Here is a 19,821-nt window from a genome sequence, read left to right as displayed (position 1 = left end):
ACTATATCTTGTAAAAATAAGGTTGCATTTCATGCAATTCCGTATTTAATTGCAATATTTGGAATAAATGATAAGGATGTATTTGGGATTATGAGGATGAAATTTTGGATAGGTTTGTTTTTTTCTGCCATGATCATGTTGGGGTGTCAACGATATAGTGTTGATCTTATTCCAATAAATCAATTTTTTTCTACACCTGAAAAATCAAATTTTAAGATTTCTCCAAATGGTCGATTTATCGCTTACATTGGCTTAGATAATCATTGCAAAAATATCTATTTAATAGATTTGATCAATAAGGATAGTTCCAAACAGCTTACTTATCAAAATGATATTAATGTAAAATCCTTCGCTTGGAACAATGATTCAAAAATTTCCTTTTTGACGGAACAATCTTCGCAGGACAGTTTACGTTTATATGCTGTGGACATCAACACAGAAAAGATTTGGCCATTGATTAAACCGGTACGAGGTCGGTTTCGATGGATTCATGCTATGGCGACCGGAGGTGATAGTTTTATAGCGGGAATCAACGATAGAGACTCTTCTTTTTTTGACCTTTATCGTATCTATTTAGACGGGAGGCCTCGGGAATTGGTTTTACAGAATCCGGGAAATATGAGTTCTTGGGTTGTGTCCAATGATGGGCAGGTAAGATTGGCGGTAGCCAATGATTCCGTACAGCAGTCTGTGCTCTATCGGAGTTCCGAGAAAGAACCTTTTAAAGAGATTATACGCTGTGATGTGGAGAGCAGTTTTACACCTTTGGGTTATCAAGATAGTTCTGATGCGATCATTTATGCCTTATCCAATATAGACCGGGATAAACTGGCATTGGTTAGCTATGATTTGGCAAACCAGAAGGAGTTAGGGGAACTTTACAGCCATAAAGATGTTGATGTGAGTCCTGGAGGGTATTTTACGGAACAAAATAAGCTATTGTTCGTAAATTACAGTACCTCTAGACAAAATAGGCATTTTTTTGATGAAGCTACCAAAAAGAAATATGATCAGTTGTCCAAACAGATCGATGGATTTGAATTTCAGGTGCTAAATACCGACATTTCGGGTGACAAAGTAATTATCAAAACCTATACGGACGTAAACCCGGGCGGTATTTATTTCTATGATTTTTCGACTCAAAAATTAACGAAGCTAACAGATAATAATTCCGATCTAAAAGACAAAGAGCTATCGCCCAATGAGTATATCACCTATACAGCACGCGATGGTATTCAGATTTCAGGCTATCTGACTTACCCCATACATTCCAATCGCAAAGATCTTCCAATGGTTGTATTGCCCCATGATGGACCTAACGGACGGGAGGTTTGGGGATTCGATAACGAAGCGCAGTTTTTGGCGAACAGGGGTTATTTGGTTTTTCAGATGAACTATAGGGGATCGACCGGTTTCGGTAAGAAGTTTTGGACTGCGGGATTTAAGGAATGGGGCGGGAAGATTCAGGATGATATTACTGATGGAGTAAAATGGTTGATTAAAGAAGGAATTGCTGATCGGGAACGTGTCGCTATTGTAGGGAAAGGTTTTGGAGGCTATTCGGCGCTACACGCTGCTTGTTTTAATTCTGATCTTTATAAATGTGCCGTGTCTTATTCCGGCTATACCAATCTGTTCACTTACTTTAGAGATATACCGCCATATTTTAAATCGTATGTGCAGAAAATGTATCAAGTAGTTGGGAATCCGATTCGGGAGGCTGAGCTATTTAAAAATATTTCACCTGTATTTCATTCGGATAAAGTAAAGATACCGGTGCTATTGGTACAGGGAGGAAAGGATCGGTTTAGTTCGGTAACAGATGCAAATCAATTTGTACAGAAATTAAAGAATAATAATATTCCCGTACAATACATCCTAAAAGAGGACGAGGATAGAACTTTTAAACGGGACGAGAATGTCTTTGGTTACTATAATGAGTTGGAGCGATTTTTGGCGAAATATCTTGTAGACTAAGGGCGGGAGATTATGAAAGCAGAGAAATATAGCTATCGAAAAAATTACGGATTATTGTTGATGTTTTTCATCGTGATTAGTGGTCTTTATATATTTGCCCTTTTTCTTTCGCGTAATTATACAGAATCGCATATTAAGAACGAATTTACCAATCGGAAATCGGAGATATTTGATCAAACCTTAGTCCCTTTCAATGATTTTTTTCAGAATAGAATTCCTGAAGTATCTTTTTATCAAGGTTTTTTGGATTCAGTCCAGGCGGGAAAATATGCATATAGTATATTAAGTTCCTACCCATTCGTTAGAGAAATTGGTTTTTTTGATTTACAATTTAATAATGATCATAACTTGAACTATGGTTTTATTGTTAATAACCTTAGAATTCAACCGAAAACCATTACTTTTTTTACCGTTTCCAGGTCTGGCCTGAATAAAAATACGATTCGGGATCGTGGGCAGATGGGCTTGCATTCCGAAGAGATTAATAATATTGGTGTGAAGCTGGCAACTTATATCGATAAATTGCAACCGAATGCCAAGCTTTCTGATAAGGATATTCTGAAGGTTTTTTATACCATAAGACCTGGACAGATTACCTATCTGAATATTCCAAGGGTCAACGACTTAATAGTCTATAAGTCTATTATGGAAGGTAATTTGGATCATACTGTCGGATATGAACAGGATATGTTCAATTTTCAGATTGATCCAATGTATCTGGAAGTAAAAAATAGTTATTCAAATCTTTATGAGAAAGTAGAAATAGTGCCACTGGTTGGTGCTCCGATCACGCCGGAAAATGACGAGATTTCAACGGAGATGCCGTTACCTGGAGCCTTAGCAGACTACAAACTTCTTTTTAGGTCGAGTAAAAGTTTTCTGTCAAAAGAGATAAATCGCAGTTTTTGGCCGGTATTGGGAGGGGTATCCCTGATTTATATTATTTTGATTGCAATATTATATTTAATTTATAGAAATTTAGAAATTAACGGAAGACTTTTTAAATTGCAGTACGATTTCATCAATAATCTTACCCACGAGTTTAAGACGCCTGTGAGTGTTATTAAAATTGCTGGAAATAATATTAAGAGTGCGCAGGTACTCTCTGATGAAGAGCGGAAAATGTATGGAAATATATTAGATCAGGAGGCAGACCGATTAAATAACTTGATGAATAAGCTGTTGTCTTTTAGTCAGATCGAAAATAAAACCATAAAATTAAATAAAGAAGAAGTTGATTTGGAGGAATTTACCGAAAATCTAGTAGCTTCGTCAAGAATAAAATATGCGGATTTCAAGATTAGCACAAAAATTGATGTAAGGACATCAATGCTTGCAGATCCGGTACTGTTAAGTAGTGTGTTTCAAAATATGATCGATAATGCCTATAAATATTCGAAAGCGGGGCATAAAATCTTAGATATTGCGATACAACAAAACAAGAAGAATTTTGTTATCACTTTTAAGGATGAAGGAATAGGTATTGAGAAGGCAGAGTTTAACAACATCTTCAAAAAGTTTTATAGAATAAAAAGTCAATATAATCAGCAAGGAAGTATCGGTTTGGGCTTGGCTTTCTGTAAAGAGATTACCGAATTTATAGGCGGTGATATTACAGTAAAAAGTCAATTGGGACAGGGGACCACCTTTACCTTGGTATTTCCGGTTTAAAAAATAAATTTAAATATGAATAAAGACATCACTGTTGCTGTTATTGAAGATGATGAGAACTTACGGTTCTTGGTAAAACATCGATTGGAATCCGAAGGCTATCAGGTCATTCAGAGTGGAAATGGGAATGAAGCGGAAAGTTTGATCTTGGAAAAGAGACCCGATGTGGTTTTGTTGGATTGGATGCTTCCAGGAAAAGAAGGCAACGAAATCTGTGAAGATGTCCGTAAAGCCGGGTTTGAGAATATCATTATCATGATGACAGCGAAGTCTCAAGATGTGGACAAAATTGAAGCCTATAGCTTTGGTGTGACTGATTACATTAGTAAGCCATTCAATATGGATGTGCTTATTGCTATGATCGATAATAAGGTGAAATTTTTCTTACCTAAGAACAGTCCCGAAGTATATAAATTTGGGCAAACGGAACATCATCCGAATATTCATTCCTTAATACGTGACGGAAGGAAAGTTGAGTTGACCATTTTGGAAAACCGAATTTTGCTTCATTTTTTACAAAACTTAGGCCGGGAGATTACACGCGAGGAGTTAATGGAGGTTGTCTGGGGTTATAGCTCCAATGTCAACACACGTACTTTGGATATGCATGTGGTTCGTTTAAGGAAAAAGATCGAAACAAATCCAGATAAGCCACATTATCTACAAACAGTTCGGGGGCTGGGGTATAAATTTGTTGATGAGGAAGAGATTTAATTTTATTTAACGGGTAAGAATTTGTTTTGTTGAAAACAATTATTATCTTCGTATAGATTCAAAGCAAGACCATGTTTCCTGACGAGGGAAATATGGTCTTGTTTCTTTTTTAAAAAGTAGAAAATAAGAAAAAAGATAAAATTATGGCAGAAGTAACTTATTTTACGGAAGAAGGATTGCGTAAGCTTAAAGAAGAATTGGCTTATCTGAAGACGGAAGGAAGGTCTAAAATTGCCAATGCTATTGCAGAGGCTAGAGACAAAGGAGATTTGTCAGAAAATGCAGAGTATGATGCAGCTAAAGAAGCTCAGGGGCTTCACGAAGCTAAAATTGCCAATTTGGAGAATACATTGGCGACTGCACGTTTAATTGATGAGTCCAAATTGGATACATCTAAAGTTTTGGCCTTATCGATTGTTAAGATCAAGAACAAAAAGAATGGTGCTGAAATGACTTATCAATTGGTGGCGGAGTCAGAAGCAGATTTGAAGTCGGGCAAGATTTCAGTTAAATCTCCTATTGCCCAGGGTTTGTTGGGAAAATCGAAAGGTGATACAGCTGTTATTGAAGTGCCTGCCGGTAAAATTGAATTCGAAATCGTAGAGATTTCAAGATAATATATGTCGGTTATGTGCGGTATGCCATAACCGCGCATCCACAAATTAACTTTATATTAAGAAGGTCGTGATATAGTAATCGCGACCTTTTTTGTTTATATTTGTTGACAGTAGAAAAACAGGGTGTGATAAAATCTACAGTTAAATTTTTAATTGTTAACATACCGAAGGCTTTGCATTTTAAAGTCTGTTGTTTGCTAATCACTGTTTAAAAGATTTATTCCAAGATTAGAATAATATGTCGACAATTTTTTCAAAAATCGTTGCTGGGGAGATTCCAGCTTACAAAGTTGCAGAAAGTAATGATTTTCTGGCTTTTTTGGATATCAGCCCATTGGCTAAGGGACACGTTCTGGTGATCCCTAAGAAAGAAACAGATTATATTTTTGATATAGCGGATGATGAATATATGGCACTTTGGGTATTTGCTAAAATTGTTGCTCAAGGTATTAAAAAAGTGATTCCTTGTGTAAAAGTTGGTGTTGCAGTTGTTGGTTTAGAAGTGGCTCACGCACATATACATTTGGTGCCTATTAATAAAATTAGTGATTTAAACTTTGCTGGACCTAAATTGAGCTTGGCAGAGGACGAACTTCATGAAATTGCGACTACTATTCGCGAGTCTATCGTCAGTATAACTGCTCAAAATCAATAATTAGAAAGGATTATATTACACTTGATTTACGTTCGTTTTTTAGAAGAATGCTATATTTGTACCTTGTCGTTTCAAATTTGTACAGAGATAAGCGTGGAAGTTGTTCTAAAAAAGGAACGCAACATTGATTTTTACTAAAGGTTATGCATGAACTCTTGTTGTCATTTCAACAATTATTAAACCCGGAGGAGCTATTGAGTTCAGGAGGGTTTTATCTGGTTATCTTAATTGTATTTGCTGAGACGGGCCTATTTTTTGGATTTTTTCTACCTGGGGATTATTTATTATTTCTTGCAGGATTATTTTGCGCGCTAAATAAAATTGACGTTAATATATACACGCTTTGTTTGGGCTTGTTTATAGCGGGAGTGTTAGGGAATTTTACAGGGTATTGGTTTGGTTATCGAGCGGGGCCGATGCTGTTTAAGCGAAAAGATAGTTTCATCTTTAAGCGAAAATATGTGGTCATGGCCGAAGAATTTTACCATAAATATGGTGGAACTGCTTTAATTATAGGAAGATTTGTTCCAATAGTTCGTACTTTTGCACCTATCTTTGCAGGTGTTGTAAAATTAGATTTTAAGAAGTTCGTTCTGTATAATGTTGCCGGAGCTGCCATTTGGGTACTTGTATTGACCCTGTCTGGATATTTCCTTGGTATTGAGTTCCCTTGGATTATACATTATGTAGAATATGTTGTCGTTGGTATGATTGTGATCGCATTTTTACCAATTGCAATAACGTTGTTAAAAAAGCGTATAAAAGATAAAAGAAACAAACAAAATATACAGTAAAATAAAAAATGAGTAAACAAAACCCTTGGCACATGGTTTCTCCAGGTGAGAATGTTCCAAATGCCGTAAATGCTATCATTGAGATTACAAACGGATCCAAAGGAAAGTATGAATTAGACAAAGAAACTGGTTTGTTGCTTTTGGACAGAGTAATGAGTTCATCTGTCGTTTATCCTGCCAATTATGGTTTTATCCCACAGACTTATTGCGATGACAAAGACCCTTTGGATATTTTGGTCATTTGTTCATTGGATATTTTACCATTAACATTGGTTGAAGCACAGGTTATTGGTGTGATGAATATGGTTGATGGTGGAGAACAAGATGATAAAATTATTGCGGTAGCTAAAAATGATCCCGTTTTTAATTACATTAAAGATATTGATCAGTTACCTCCGCATACCATGAAGGAGATTGTACAGTTCTTTGAGAGTTATAAAGCACTTGAAAAGAAGCATGTCATTGTTGAGGGTGTAAAAGGACGTGAAGAAGCACAAAGAATCTTGATCGAGGCTATCGATTTGTACAAAAAAGAATTTGTTAACAAATAACCCCAAGCATGGCGCTCGATATATTTTGGACATTGTTTTTAGTATTGGCCAACGGCTTTTTTGTCGCGGCAGAATTTGCTATTGTCAAGGTCCGAGTCTCCCAAATTGAAGTTCAGGCAAAAACAGGTAGCAAAGTTGCTACAATAGCCAAAAGTATAACGGAGCATTTGGATGGTTATTTGGCCGCTACACAATTGGGTATTACACTTTCTTCACTGGCCTTAGGTTGGGTAGGAGAGGCTGTAATGACCCAAATTGTGCAGGGGGTACTAGGTTTTTTCGGAGTTGAATTGACAGGTACAATCGCGACGAATGCAGGTCATGTATTAGCTTTTACGATTATTACCGTGTTACACATTGTATTTGGAGAGCTCGCTCCTAAATCAATTGCGATTCAAAAACCTGTTGCAACAACAATGAAAATTGCGGTTCCACTGCAATTTTTCTACTTTATCTTTAGACCATTTATTTGGATTTTAAATGGTTTCGCTAATTTTCTGTTGAAGATTTTGGGATTTGAAGTTACCAAAGGGGAATCTGCTCACTCTTCTGAAGAGTTGCAATATCTTTTGGATAAAGGTAAAGAGTCTGGTGCTCTGGATATTTCTGAGCACGAGTTGATCAAAAATGTATTTGATTTTAACGAACGTATCGTTAAGAATATTATGGTACCTCGTACCAAAATTGTGGCTGTGGAGGTCACGGCTGATGCCTCTGAGCTGATAGAAACCATGACTGAAGAAGGGTACTCTCGCCTGCCAATTTATGAGGATAATATTGATCAAATCGTTGGTATTGTCCATACGAAAGATATTTTACCCCTCTTAGCTAAGGGAAAAGAGGTTGTCATGAGAAATATTATGCGCAAACCTTATTTCATTCCTGAAACGAAGAAGATCAATGATCTAATGGCTGAGTTTCAGCAAAAACGTCTACAGTTAGCGATTGTATTGGATGAATTTGGTGGGACTGCGGGTATGGTTACTCTTGAAGATATTGTTGAGGAACTTGTTGGTGAGATCCAGGATGAATACGACGAGGAAACTCCAGTTGTCGAACGTATCTCGGAAACGGAATATATGGTCGATGCAGGCGCTAGTATTCATGATGTGAATGAATTTCTACCGATAGAATTACCCGAGAGTCAGGATTACGATACGATGTCGGGTCTGGTGAGCGAAATCTTTGATAAGATACCTGAAGTCGGTGAGCGTAAAGAAGAATATGGTTACGTATTCACTATTATCCGTAAGGCTCAGCAGAACATAGAGTTTGTCAAATTGGAATTGGTCGAATCGGCCGATGATGATACAGAAGAATAAAACAATAACGAAAGCACATGCAGTTATTTTTTACACCGGATTTAAACCCTTCATTAGAAAATTTTATCCTTAGTGAAGAAGAAAGTAAACATGCTATTCGTGTGCTTCGTATGGATACTGGTGATCGTTTACATCTCATAGACGGCCGCGGTGGTTTGTACGAAGCTCAAATTATTGACCCTCATCCCAAACGTACTGTTCTCACGATCTTAAATGTTGAGGAGGAATTTCAGCAGCCAAAATATCATTTACATATTGCTGTTGGTCCAACGAAGAATATTGATCGCATCGAATGGTTTTTGGAGAAGGCGACTGAGGTTGGAATTCAAGAAATAACTCCAGTTATCTGTGAGCATTCTGAGCGAAAAGAGGTGAAATTAGATCGTCTAAATAAGGTGGTTGTTGCTGCGATGAAACAATCGTTGAAAGCCTATCTTCCCAAGCTAAATCCAGCAGTATCGTTTAAACAGTTTTTGAGAGAAATCCCAAAAGAAGGTGTTCAAAAGGCAATTGCACACTGTGTTGACGCTGAAAAGAAGTATTTAAACCAGGTTTTGGAGCCTGCCCAGCATTATATTATCCTCATTGGTCCGGAAGGAGATTTCTCTGAAGAGGAAATTGATTTGGCACTACAGATGGGGTTTCATCCGATTTCGTTGGGAGAAGCGCGTTTAAGAACCGAAACGGCTGCTTTAGCAGCTTGTATGGAAGTTTCCCTGTTGAATAGACAATAGGGAATAAAAGACGACTCTGGCCCAGTAAATGGGCTGTGAGAGATTTGCAAAGCCCATTTAATGGTTTAATAATAGACGCTAGTTTATTTTATTGGTTCTGCGTCTACCATCTGAATTTCAGCATTTCCCTTAAGCGGATCCTTGGTAAAGATCATTTTCCCTTTTAATTTAATCGGGTCTTCGGAAAATTTTATCGCATTACCTTTTAACGTTACTTCAACCATTGGTGGTATCCCGTTGGATCCACAGAATTGGCATTGCATCACAGGTAATACAGACATCATAAAGTTTTTATGATTGCGACCACTGTGAAGAGGAACCATGTAGCCCGGTAATTCAACTATTTTATTTTCAAGGGCTTTAAGTTCTTTGGGATAGAATGGAGTATATACTTTTTTTGCCCCATTATAAGTTACTTTATAAGCCATCTTATCAATCGCTTCCCAAGTTTTGTTCATCATAGGCGTATGGTCTGGAACATCCGGATTACTGCCTATTTGGGCCTGTGATTTTATTGTACAAAATAGTAGAAGTATGAATACTGTCAGTGCTTTTTTCATGTGTTATGCTATTGTTATGTATCGAGAAGCTGTTCGTATGTATTTTTCCGTTATCCTGCTTAAAGGATAAGCTGCTCTTCTTATTGTGATCTTTTGTCGTTGTGTGATCTTAGTTTAAACTTATTTATTTGATAGTGTTCCAGAAATACTTGTCCTGTAGGCCTTGATCGCAGGAATAAGTGCTGCGAAGATACCTATTAAACAAGCAACAAACAAGAAAATCAGTTCTTTCGGATGAAGTGTAAAGGCCTCTATAAAATCGGCGCTTTGACTTGTCTGATTACTGATATAGTAAAGCGCTAGATGTGCCATTATAAGCCCAATTAACCCACCAAGAATCGTAATGGTTAGTCCTTCAAGAAGCACAATGGCAAAGAGTTTTCCTTTGGAGGCTCCAAGCGTACGCATGATTGCAAGGTCGTATTTACGTTGCTTTAATGCGTTATATAGGTTAATAAAGACACTTAAACCTGCAATAAACATAATTACATAAGCGAGTATCGATAAAGAATCTATCCCTACGCCTAATAGCGAGAATAGACGAGTGCTTTCCATGGCGGGAGATGCGGCCTGCATGTCTGTTTGCTGATCAATCAATTTTGGCAAAATTCCGATCGCTGCAGGGGATTGATATTTTAGTAGAATGGCGGTTATTTCCAGTCCATTTTGCTTTACCATGTCGGCACCTATTGACTTCACAAACATGCCTTCCTCCGCGTGCTCATGATGGTCTTCCTGCTCCTGATGTCCTTTTTCGTCCATTTCGGTAGGAGAAGATGGATTTTCCGCTATATCTTCACCATGATGGTGGAGATGCGCCCTGACGGTTTCCTCCCGGTCTTCTTGGCGTTCGCGTAATTCTTTCTCTACTGCTGTTTCTTGATGCTCATGTTTATGTGCAATGCCATGTACATCCCAAACACTTTCTAAGTTCGTTAGTATTAAGTTATCGGTAACGTTATTGTTATGTTTTAGAATACCAACAATGGTAAACGGATGTTCGTCATGATGATGTCCATCTTTGCTCAAGCCATGTGAACTATGGATCTGATCGCCAATTTTGAGCTGTTGTTTTTTTGCAACTTGATCACCAATGACTACTTCAAAGTTATTTTGCCAGATACGGCCTTCAGTTATTGCTGTTTCATAAATAGCTAAGAAAGATGAATCTGTTCCGACAATGCGATGGCCTTTGAAATTGTCACCTAAAGATAGGGGCACTGCAAGCTGAACAAGGGGATTTTGGCGTAATGGTTCCAGTTCGTCCAGTGGGATATTGCCGGTTGGATTGTCAATATGATAAATACTTGATAAGATCAATTGAAGGGGGCTTCCCTTGGCTCCAACAACCAAATCAATATTTTTACTGTTATTGTCAAGCTGCTTTTCAAAAGTTTCTCCGGTAATTGAAAGCACGGCAAGGATGGAGATTCCAAATGCCGTTAACAGAATGCTTAGAAAGACCGAGCCAAACTGCCTACTTAAATTTTTCCAAACCAATTGTATCGTGTTCATAACAAATTCTAAAAACTAAGGGTGACGCGTAAATTAAAGTAAAACAATTATTTTAAAAGGTACATTTTGGAGAACTGATCTTTTATTCTCTTGTCGTGTGTTGTTATCAATAAAGTCGATCCTGCAGTGTTAGCTATCGATAATAGTAGTTCTAATACCCTGTAGGTATTATTGTCATCTAGAGCGGCAGTTGGCTCGTCAGCAATAAGTAGAGCTGGTTTATTGATGATGCTACGTGCAATAGCGGCACGTTGTAATTGGCCGCGACTCAATTCGTTTGGGTAGGCATCACTTTTTTGATCTAATTGCAGTTGCGTCAATATGAATTGTATTGCATTAAGGTCTATTCTTTTCCCTGCTAAAGACTGTGCCAACTTGATGTTTTCCAAAAGTGTTAAATTTCTTAGGAGGTGAGCTTCTTGGAATATAAACCCGATATATTGCGCACGGAACTGATCCAATTTGCTGTTTGATAATAAGGATAGGTCTTGGTTATTTATTTTGACAAGACCTGTCTCTGGTCGTGACAAACCTCCTAATATATTAAGCAGTGTTGTTTTCCCAGAACCTGAGTCGCCTAACAACAGCGTATGCTGACCTTTCTCAATGTGAATATCTGGAAATTCAATTGACGAGGAATTGGGATACTGAAATGATAACTGTGTAGTCGATACGATTGGAGTGCTCATGAGGATCAGAAATTGAAAATATATTCAAACTTAGATAAATTGCTTTTTATATGCAATATAATTGCAATTATATTGCATATAAAAAAGCAATTTACTGCGGTGAGTTAACAGTTGGCAATGGAATATGATTGTTCTCTTTTAACTCGCAGTGCCACTTATCTATATAAAGCAGTACATCGCATTTATTGAGGTATAAATTAGGAAAATAATCTTATTGTGTTAATAAATTAAGGGCTTAATAATTTTATTACACTTCTTTAATATGCTATCCCATTAAGGGGAGCAAATATTCGTATAAATAGGATAAAAAGCCATTTTTTGCTGAAAATCGAGAAAAATAGGAGGTAAGTAACATTAAATTAACAACTGATTGATGTAATGGTAATTTGTTGTTAATGTTAATCTAATATTCTGCTAATAGCTTTGCAGAAACAAAAAACAAATAAATTGAAACCACAATTACAACTTAAAGGAATCGCTGCTGCCATGACGCTTGTAGTAGCTGCATCAACAACAGTTTATGCACAAAGTAGTGGGAAGTTAATGGGGACTATTACTAACAGCAAAACTGGTGAAACAATCACTGGAGTAACTGTTCGTATTTTAGGAACATCAAGGGGTGGGAGCTCGGATGTATCCGGGAAGTACAGTATTCCAGCTTTACCGGCAGGTAAATATACTGTAGAATATATTTACATTGGTTACTCGACAAAGCAAGTTACCGAAGTTGAGATTAAAGCGAATGATTTAACCAATTTAGATATCGTTCTTGATAATTCAGAAGGACAGGTGTTAGATCAAGTTGTGGTTACAGGATCTTTTAAGAAAGAATCTATCGGTGCGTTATATTCGCAACAAAAAAATAGTGCATTGATTTCTGATGGTATTTCAAGTGAGCAGATCAGAAGATCGCCAGATAAAAATACATCCGAAGCATTACGTCGTGTCAGTGGTACGACAATTCAAGATAATAAGTTTGTCATCGTTCGCGGTTTGAGTGACCGCTACAATGTTGCTATGATGGATGGCTCGGTATTACCAAGTACAGAAGCCAATCGTCGCGCATTCTCATTTGATATTATTCCAGCGGCTTTAATTGATAAAATTACAATTTCGAAGACTGCAACACCTGATCTTCCTGCGGACTTTGCTGGGGGAGCAGTTCAAATTTCTACAAAAGATATCCCAGATCGAAATTTTATCTCTTTCGGCTTGGGATATGGTTATAATTCTGCATCGACATTTAAAGATTTTTTACAAACTAAAAAGAACGTTCAAAATTATTTAGGTTTTGATGATGGATCAAGTCAATTGGCTAAAAATTTTCCATCTCGGGCAGATGTTGATGGACAGTTATCTCAAAAATGGCAAAGACTAGCACTAAAATCGCTTCCGAATGATTTTGGTATTCAGACAAAAAGTGCGTTGCCTTCACAGACATACCAATTTTCTTTGGGGCGTGTAAAACAATACGAAGATAATAGTCGTTTTGGAGCTTTATTTTCTGTAAACTATCGTAATTCGCAGAATATTCTTCCAAATATTGAACGCAATTGGTTTACCTATGATTACCGTGATCAACAATACAAGTTCTCTACTAATTTAGGTGCTTTAGCGAATTTTGGTTATACATTTGGAAAGAATAAAATAACTTGGAAAAACTTGTACAATCGAACTTATGATAACACATATACGGAACGATTTGGAACAGACGGTAGTTCATCTTCCATTAACAAGTTTTATGCATTTGACTTAATGCAAAAATCCCTGTTTAAATCTACTCTAGATGGTGAGCATGTATTGAGTGATAAAAATGATAAGATTAAATGGACGGCGTCTTGGAGTAATATCGGGAATAATCAACCGAATCAAACCAAAATAAATTATCAAAAGCATGAAGATTATGCGAATGATCCTTCTGTTCCATATCTTGCAAATTTAACTACTGTTGGTAAAGCAAATTCAAGACTGTTTGCGGATCTGAACGAGAATATTTTTTCAGGTGAAGCTAGTTATTCAACACCTTTAAATTTCTTGAGTGCACCAAGTACTTTAAAAGCTGGTCTGGGATCGCAATTTAGGAAACGTAATTTTGATGCAAGGTTTGTAGGGTTTGAATTAAATACTTTGGCTATAACTGGTGATGAACAAACACGTATCCTTCAATTGGCTCCAGATCAGATTTTTTCACCAACGCTGATTGATCAGAACGTTTATAAATTTGGCGAAGTAAAAGGGGATGGTGATATCTATAATGCGAAATCGTTATCGAGCTTTGGTTATTTAATGATGGACCAAAAATTTGCGGATAAGTTTAGGATTGTATACGGTTTAAGAGTTGAAAATTACAATGTAGAGGTAGATGCTTTACGGATATTGTCAGGAAATATTGAGAAAAGCGTTGATGACACTAAGCTGGATTTCTTGCCGTCAGTTAATATGACTTATAGTTTGACTCCTAAAACCAATATCAGAGCGTCATATTATCGTACATTGGCACGACCTGAATTTAGGGAGTTGGCTCCATTCTCGTTCTATGATTTTGAGAATATGGGGATGATTATTGGAAATGAGAAATTAAAAAGAAGCTCCATTAATAATGCGGATTTACGTTTCGAATATTATCCTTCTGCTGGTGAAATTCTATCCGTATCTGCTTTTTATAAAGGTTTTACTGATGCGATTGAACCGTTTCGTTACGATGTGAATTCAACACCAGATATCAGTTATTTCAATACACCTAAAGCAGACCTATATGGCATTGAGGTGGAAGCGCGTAAAAATTTAAGCTTTATTAATGAACAGGAATTCTTGAAAAATACAATCGCTTATTTGAATGTTTCTTTGGTACACTCTAAAGTGAAAAATCCTACTGATTTGGATTATATTGATAAATCGAGACCGATGGTAGGGCAATCTCCTTATGTGATAAATGCGGGATTACAACATTCAGCACTCGATAATAAGTTGAGCGTCAACATCCTTTATAATAGAATAGGTAAGCGCATTACTCAAGCCAGTGGTATTCGCTTTGCAAGTACTTGGGAAGCGCCTCGGAATGTGTTGGATTTTCAAGTTGGTTATAAGGTCTTGAAGGGCAAAGGAGAGGTTAAACTCAATGCAGGAGATATTTTAAATAATGCGATTAATGTCTATTATGATAATAAGCAGTTGAGTATGCCTAATGAAACTAGTTTTAAATATAAACCAGGTTCAAACTATTCATTGTCATTTAATTATACATTTTAGATCATAATATAAAATTAATAGGAATTTAATTTCAAGGTTAAAGTAATTGAATTTATTTGTACAGTATATAAAACTTAAAAAATGAAAAAAAGATTTTTATTCTTATCCTTATCTGCATTGTTACTTGCAGGAGCATGTAAAGAAACGACAATTACGGATAATGGTGGTGGAACAGAAACTCCGACTAATCCAGGAAATGAAAATGTGATCGAAATTTCCGGAGAAATAACAAGTAACACCACTTGGACTTCCGATAAGATTTATGTGTTAAAAGGATTTGTGTATGTATCTAATGGCGCGACGTTAACGATTCAACCTGGTACCATTATCAAAGGGGATAAGGCAACTAAAGGAACATTGACGATCACACGTGGAGCAAAAATCAATGCTGTTGGAACGGTTGATAAACCAATTGTATTTACCTCAGGCTTGACATCAGGAGCTCGTTCTCATGGAGACTGGGGAGGCGTTATTATACTTGGTAAAGCACCTGTTAACCAAGGTAATGATGTTAAAATTGAAGGCGGTTTGACGGCTCCAACAGGTAAAGATGACAAAAACTATATCTATTATGGTGGTACTGATGCAGCTGACAATTCTGGAACTCTAAAATATGTACGCATAGAATTCGGCGGAATTCCTTTCTCACCAGATAATGAAATCAATGGATTGACCTTAGGTGGTGTTGGTAGTGGAACAACATTAGATTATATTCAGGTATATCGCTCTGGAGACGATGCTTTCGAATGGTTTGGTGGTACTGTCAATGCAAAACACTTATTGGCAATAGGTACTTGGGATGATGATTTTGATACGGATTTTGGTTACTCTGGAAATGTCCAATTTGCAGTGGCTCAACGTGCTAATGCAGCGGCTGACGTTTCACAATCCAATGGTTTTGAATCGGATAATAACGGTAGTGGAACTGATCAGACACCAAAGACATCTGCTGTTTTTTCAAATGTATCTATCATAGGCCCGATTTCCAAAGATGGATTTTCACCAAATGCGAATTTCCAACATGGTATCCAACTTCGTCGTAATTCTTCAATCAGTGTAGTAAATTCTGTGATTTCAGGATTCCCTATTGGAATTTATGTTGATGATACAAAAGTGACTACAGCTGAATCAACGTCTAAAAATGTTGTAGATGGAAAAGCCGTATTTACCAATAATTTGTTTTACGGAAATCCAGTAGGGATCAAGACAACTTCAACAACGAGTATAGCAAGTCAAGTAGATGCGCTAATTAAAGCTAATAATACTTTTGAGAATAAAATGTATGCAATCGGCTTGTTTACAGCTCCTTATAATTTTGGAAAAGACTTTTCTAGTACGCCTGCAAATCCAAACTTTACGTTATCAACAGGATCAGCTGCAGCTACGGGAGCAAGCTTTACAAATGCTAAGGTTTCCGGAACTTTCTTCGATAAAGTAGCTTATCGAGGTGCATTTGGAACAGAGGATTGGACAGCAAGTTGGACTCATTTTGATCCGCAGTCATTAAATTATACAACTCCAGGTAGAGTTACACAAAATTAATATCGAAAAACAATAATATGTAGAAAATCCTGCCTTGTGCAGGATTTTTTTTTTCTAAAGAAGACGTAAAAATGATGTTGTTTGAATTTATCGATTCATTATTTTGTTTAATAAAGTGCATTTTTTTAGGCGGTTTGTTTCTTTATTTGTAATATTTTTAGACATAATAGGTTAAAATTAATTTTTAATTGATATTGAGTTAATTTTTGTTTGCTTGTTTTGAAAAAAACAAAAATTATGAAATACTTAAATTTTGAAAAATCATTTTCTAAGAAAATGATTTTAAACTGCCTTCTGTTGGCGCTGTTGTATTCGTGCAAAAAGGCTGATACTAGTTCAGTTGAAATGTTATCAAAAAATGCAGATGTCTTATATCAAACACTTGTATCTTCAGGGGTACGAGCAGATATGATCAAAGATCTAGAAGGTTATTATTTGGTAGAAAATGACTTGCTATTCAAAAAGGGGGAAACAGATATTGAAAAAGTGAAACTATTTTTCGGCAACCCACAAAAGACAAGCAATGCTGATCAGGTAAATTTGAAAGCAAAAAGTACAAATAAGGGACAAACCAGAACACCCGATATTATTGCAAATAAGAATGCTGAGTTAATAGCCTATCAATGTGATTTTGTTGATTATTATTGGACAAGTGCTGTAGAAAAGGCACTTGGCCATTGGGCTAATGTTAGTAATACAAAACTGAATTTCTATCCATTGAAATCAGGGAACACGATGGGGAATCAAATTTTGTTCACATTTGATAATGGTGTCTTGCCCGATTATGTAATTGCTGCTGCGGAATTTCCATCCAATGGCTTATCTGGCTTTAGAGTCAGAATTAACCCTGATTTTAATTCTAATATGTCCGTATCGGACGCCGGAAAAATTTATAATATGGTTCATGAAATAGGTCATTGCTTAGGTTTAAGACATACCAATTGGCAAATAAATGGCGAGCAACAACAAGGGGCCATCCAAATTTCTGGTACTCCATCTTCGGATCCAAATTCGGTTATGAATGGGGGGACAGCGCTAAATCTTTGGAATGGCTTTTCAAACTATGATATTGTGGCAGCACAGACGTTGTATCCTTATAGCTCATTGGATAATTGGATTACTGTACCGGAGCGAAAGATATTTTACAACTATGTGAACAATTATATTGAATATTCTAGTTTCTATATCTCAGAAAATACCGATCCGATAGAAATTAAATGGAATAAAAATTTGGTGAATACTCGATCTATAAATCTTTATCTTTATCAAAATAATCAAATGGTGCGAGTTATTGCTACTAATGTAGCTAATACAGGTGTATATAGCACTTCGATTGCAAATTACTTGCCGTCAAATGATGGTCATTTTTATAACAACATTCAGGTAAAGATCCAAGATTCGGGCAATCAGAATAGTAATGATTATTCGTCATACTTCTCTATTCAAGTAGATTAATTTGAAAAATAGTTAAGCAGAAATAATAGAGATCCTATTACGTGTAGGGTCTCTATTGAATTATGATGTGACTCAAATGTACACAATAGGCAAAAATCAGCCTACTTTATTTTGTTACTTGTTTTATTGTTTTTCAGTTGTAAAAAACTAACTCAAAAAAAGGTTTAGAAATATTTAGTTCGGATCTTGAGCCAAGTCTTATTTGTACTTAGGTTGCGGTTATCAGTATAAAATCACTTTTGATCAGTTTTAAAACAGAGTTGAAATATGCTTCTTGTTTACGGGATTCAAAAGGTTGTACAAGATAAGATTTATAAAACAAGCTCGGCTGTATTCAAAAAAAACTCGATTATTGTCACATGAATTTATTACTTCAAAGACATAAGTAATGACTATGCTTGTTGCCTATAACATGCTGCTTAACAGAGAGCAGATAGCAAAAACATTGACTGGATTTTCGGATACACTCTTTTTATTGTAGCATATATTTTAAATAATTCGTTAAATAGTCAAATAAAATAAATTCTAAATTATGAAACGAACAGTCTATTTAGTTTTAATGGGTATTTTCCTCTTTTTTGGATGTAAAAAATCGAATGATACCAATGATCCTTCAACTTCTGGACTTAAAGTAGAAATAAAAGGAATTTCTGGCTGGGGCGAATTTGTAAATATCAGTGTCGATCAAAATAAGACAGAGGTAAAGTATCCGGCTGGAACTACTGGCAATCCTCAAACTGTAAAAGATAAAAGCTACAAAACAAGTGAAGACATTTTTAGAAAGTTATCGTCATATGTCGAAACGTATGATTTAATGAACGCCAAAATTGACGAATGTGCACGTTGTGTAGATGGAGCAGACTATGTGATTACAATAAGTTCCGGAGGTAAAAAAAATACGGTAACAATTGCAGGCCAGCGTACAGATGGTAAATATGCAGATGTACTTGACTTTATAAGTAAACTTTAGAACATATAAAGTTACTCGACGGTATATTTTTCCTCCATAAACTTTGATTCTACTGAAATTCTAGGATAGCGATTTAAAATTTTCTAACTATCCATTAGAATACCAACAGTAAACTTGTTCGTATTCTAATTAATTCGGTGGAGCCTAAGAAAAAGGCTGCCTTATCTAGGCTCGTAATAATAAACAATCTGATAAGACTGATTTTGAAGCTCTTCGTACAATTGATATATATCTGGTGTTTTTGCTTGAGGAGTGGGCTTGCATACTTGCTAGCATTTCCCGTTGCATAAAATAGCGTCACAGCATGTTCAAGCTGGACAGCCATGGCTACATGTGTGAGATAAACTAAGTTGATCATAGGCAAATTATAAATTCTCTTCATCAGATAAAAAGGTCGAACTGTCATTTTAGTCAAGTTTTTTTTTTTGAGTAAGAGTATTTGTTGTTTTATAATTTTCTTATTGGTGTGTTTTCGATGTATGTGTTTGTTTTATCACATGTGTCCTAAATAAATTTTAGGAGTCGTTTTCTGTGTTACAACCATTGATTTTTTGCTCATTTGAATTTTGACCCCTACTTTTCATTCCGTGAAGATGTTCAGCTGTCCATTTTTTCCTTTGACCGGAGGCCTGACAAATGGATCATCTATCCATTTCCAGATGTTTATTTTCACGAAGATATTCATTCTGATGAATGCCACAAGATTGGAAAGATTCCAATCATATTTGGCCTTCTTTTGGAGGTACTTTAACAGTAATATGCCGATCAGTGAAGTCCAGATCTGTATCATCACTGCATTTTCAGAA

Annotated in this window: 16 protein-coding genes and 1 pseudogene; 13 read left to right on the top strand and 4 right to left on the bottom strand. The window is 36.2% G+C overall.

The genetic code is table 11. From position 1 onward, the window contains the following. Positions 1 to 96 precede the first annotated feature (96 nt). The 9 genes from B3H30_RS06380 (at position 97) to B3H30_RS06340 (ending at position 9,035) form a co-directional block, all read left to right on the top strand. A complete protein-coding gene (locus tag B3H30_RS06380) occupies positions 97 to 1,977 on the top strand; it encodes an alpha/beta hydrolase family protein (protein ID WP_070567315.1) in 1,881 nt (626 codons plus the stop codon). Positions 1,978 to 1,989: 12 nt separating this feature from the next. Continuing rightward, positions 1,990 to 3,648 (top strand): sensor histidine kinase, encoded by a 1,659-nt coding sequence (locus B3H30_RS06375; protein WP_088160664.1) that lies wholly within the window; start codon positions 1,990 to 1,992, stop codon positions 3,646 to 3,648. A gap of 15 nt (positions 3,649 to 3,663) precedes the next feature. Further along, entirely contained in the window at positions 3,664 to 4,362 is a 699-nt protein-coding gene (locus B3H30_RS06370; RefSeq protein WP_046674214.1) for a response regulator transcription factor, read from the top strand. A 143-nt stretch (positions 4,363 to 4,505) separates the two neighbouring features. Next, positions 4,506 to 4,979: a transcription elongation factor GreA gene (greA, locus tag B3H30_RS06365; protein WP_046674213.1), complete on the top strand. Its 474-nt coding sequence runs from the start codon at positions 4,506 to 4,508 to the stop codon at positions 4,977 to 4,979. A 238-nt stretch (positions 4,980 to 5,217) separates the two neighbouring features. Then, positions 5,218 to 5,634 (top strand): HIT family protein, encoded by a 417-nt coding sequence (locus tag B3H30_RS06360; RefSeq protein WP_286833738.1) that lies wholly within the window; start codon positions 5,218 to 5,220, stop codon positions 5,632 to 5,634. A gap of 143 nt (positions 5,635 to 5,777) precedes the next feature. Next, on the top strand, positions 5,778 to 6,428 hold the full coding sequence (locus B3H30_RS06355; RefSeq protein WP_075991666.1) for a DedA family protein: 651 nt from the start codon (positions 5,778 to 5,780) through the stop codon (positions 6,426 to 6,428). Positions 6,429 to 6,436: 8 nt separating this feature from the next. After that, positions 6,437 to 6,979, top strand: coding sequence for an inorganic diphosphatase (locus tag B3H30_RS06350; RefSeq protein WP_286833736.1), 543 nt, complete (start codon positions 6,437 to 6,439; stop codon positions 6,977 to 6,979). Between the two features lie 8 nt (positions 6,980 to 6,987). Further along, positions 6,988 to 8,301 carry a hemolysin family protein gene (locus tag B3H30_RS06345; protein ID WP_070567307.1) on the top strand — a complete coding sequence of 438 codons (1,314 nt, stop codon included), beginning with the start codon at positions 6,988 to 6,990 and terminating at the stop codon, positions 8,299 to 8,301. Positions 8,302 to 8,318: 17 nt separating this feature from the next. Beyond that, the gene (locus B3H30_RS06340) at positions 8,319 to 9,035 is read left to right on the top strand and encodes a 16S rRNA (uracil(1498)-N(3))-methyltransferase (RefSeq protein ID WP_286833734.1); all 717 of its coding nucleotides are present in this window, start codon (positions 8,319 to 8,321) and stop codon (positions 9,033 to 9,035) included. Positions 9,036 to 9,118: 83 nt separating this feature from the next. Here the strand turns inward: B3H30_RS06340 and B3H30_RS06335 are convergent, their stop codons facing one another. From B3H30_RS06335 to B3H30_RS06325, 3 genes are all read right to left on the bottom strand, one after another. Continuing rightward, a complete protein-coding gene (locus B3H30_RS06335; RefSeq protein WP_286833731.1) occupies positions 9,119 to 9,595 on the bottom strand; it encodes a hypothetical protein in 477 nt (158 codons plus the stop codon). A gap of 120 nt (positions 9,596 to 9,715) precedes the next feature. Then, entirely contained in the window at positions 9,716 to 11,110 is a 1,395-nt protein-coding gene (locus B3H30_RS06330) for an ABC transporter permease (protein ID WP_286833730.1), read from the bottom strand. A 47-nt stretch (positions 11,111 to 11,157) separates the two neighbouring features. Continuing rightward, positions 11,158 to 11,799, bottom strand: coding sequence for an ABC transporter ATP-binding protein (locus B3H30_RS06325; protein WP_286775020.1), 642 nt, complete (start codon positions 11,797 to 11,799; stop codon positions 11,158 to 11,160). A 447-nt stretch (positions 11,800 to 12,246) separates the two neighbouring features. Between B3H30_RS06325 and B3H30_RS06320 the strand changes: the two genes are divergently transcribed. The 4 genes from B3H30_RS06320 to B3H30_RS06305 all read left to right on the top strand — a co-directional run bounded on the left by B3H30_RS06320 (position 12,247) and on the right by B3H30_RS06305 (position 19,015). After that, positions 12,247 to 15,048 (top strand): TonB-dependent receptor, encoded by a 2,802-nt coding sequence (locus B3H30_RS06320; RefSeq protein ID WP_286775021.1) that lies wholly within the window; start codon positions 12,247 to 12,249, stop codon positions 15,046 to 15,048. Positions 15,049 to 15,129: 81 nt separating this feature from the next. Next, positions 15,130 to 16,590, top strand: a complete 1,461-nt coding sequence (locus B3H30_RS06315) for a hypothetical protein (protein WP_286775022.1) — start codon at positions 15,130 to 15,132, stop codon at positions 16,588 to 16,590. A 219-nt stretch (positions 16,591 to 16,809) separates the two neighbouring features. Continuing rightward, on the top strand, positions 16,810 to 18,045 hold the full coding sequence (locus B3H30_RS06310; protein WP_286775023.1) for a M57 family metalloprotease: 1,236 nt from the start codon (positions 16,810 to 16,812) through the stop codon (positions 18,043 to 18,045). A gap of 532 nt (positions 18,046 to 18,577) precedes the next feature. After that, positions 18,578 to 19,015 (top strand): hypothetical protein, encoded by a 438-nt coding sequence (locus B3H30_RS06305; protein WP_286775024.1) that lies wholly within the window; start codon positions 18,578 to 18,580, stop codon positions 19,013 to 19,015. A gap of 580 nt (positions 19,016 to 19,595) precedes the next feature. Here B3H30_RS06305 and B3H30_RS06300 read toward each other — a convergent pair. Further along, positions 19,596 to 19,821, bottom strand: a pseudogene (locus tag B3H30_RS06300) (transposase); the annotation flags it as partial.

Source organism: Sphingobacterium sp. UBA7038 (genome assembly GCF_002494055.1).
Lineage (GTDB): Bacteria > Bacteroidota > Bacteroidia > Sphingobacteriales > Sphingobacteriaceae > Sphingobacterium > Sphingobacterium multivorum.
Note: the sequence above shows the minus strand (reverse complement) of the source record. Positions and strands in the feature narration are given on the sequence as shown.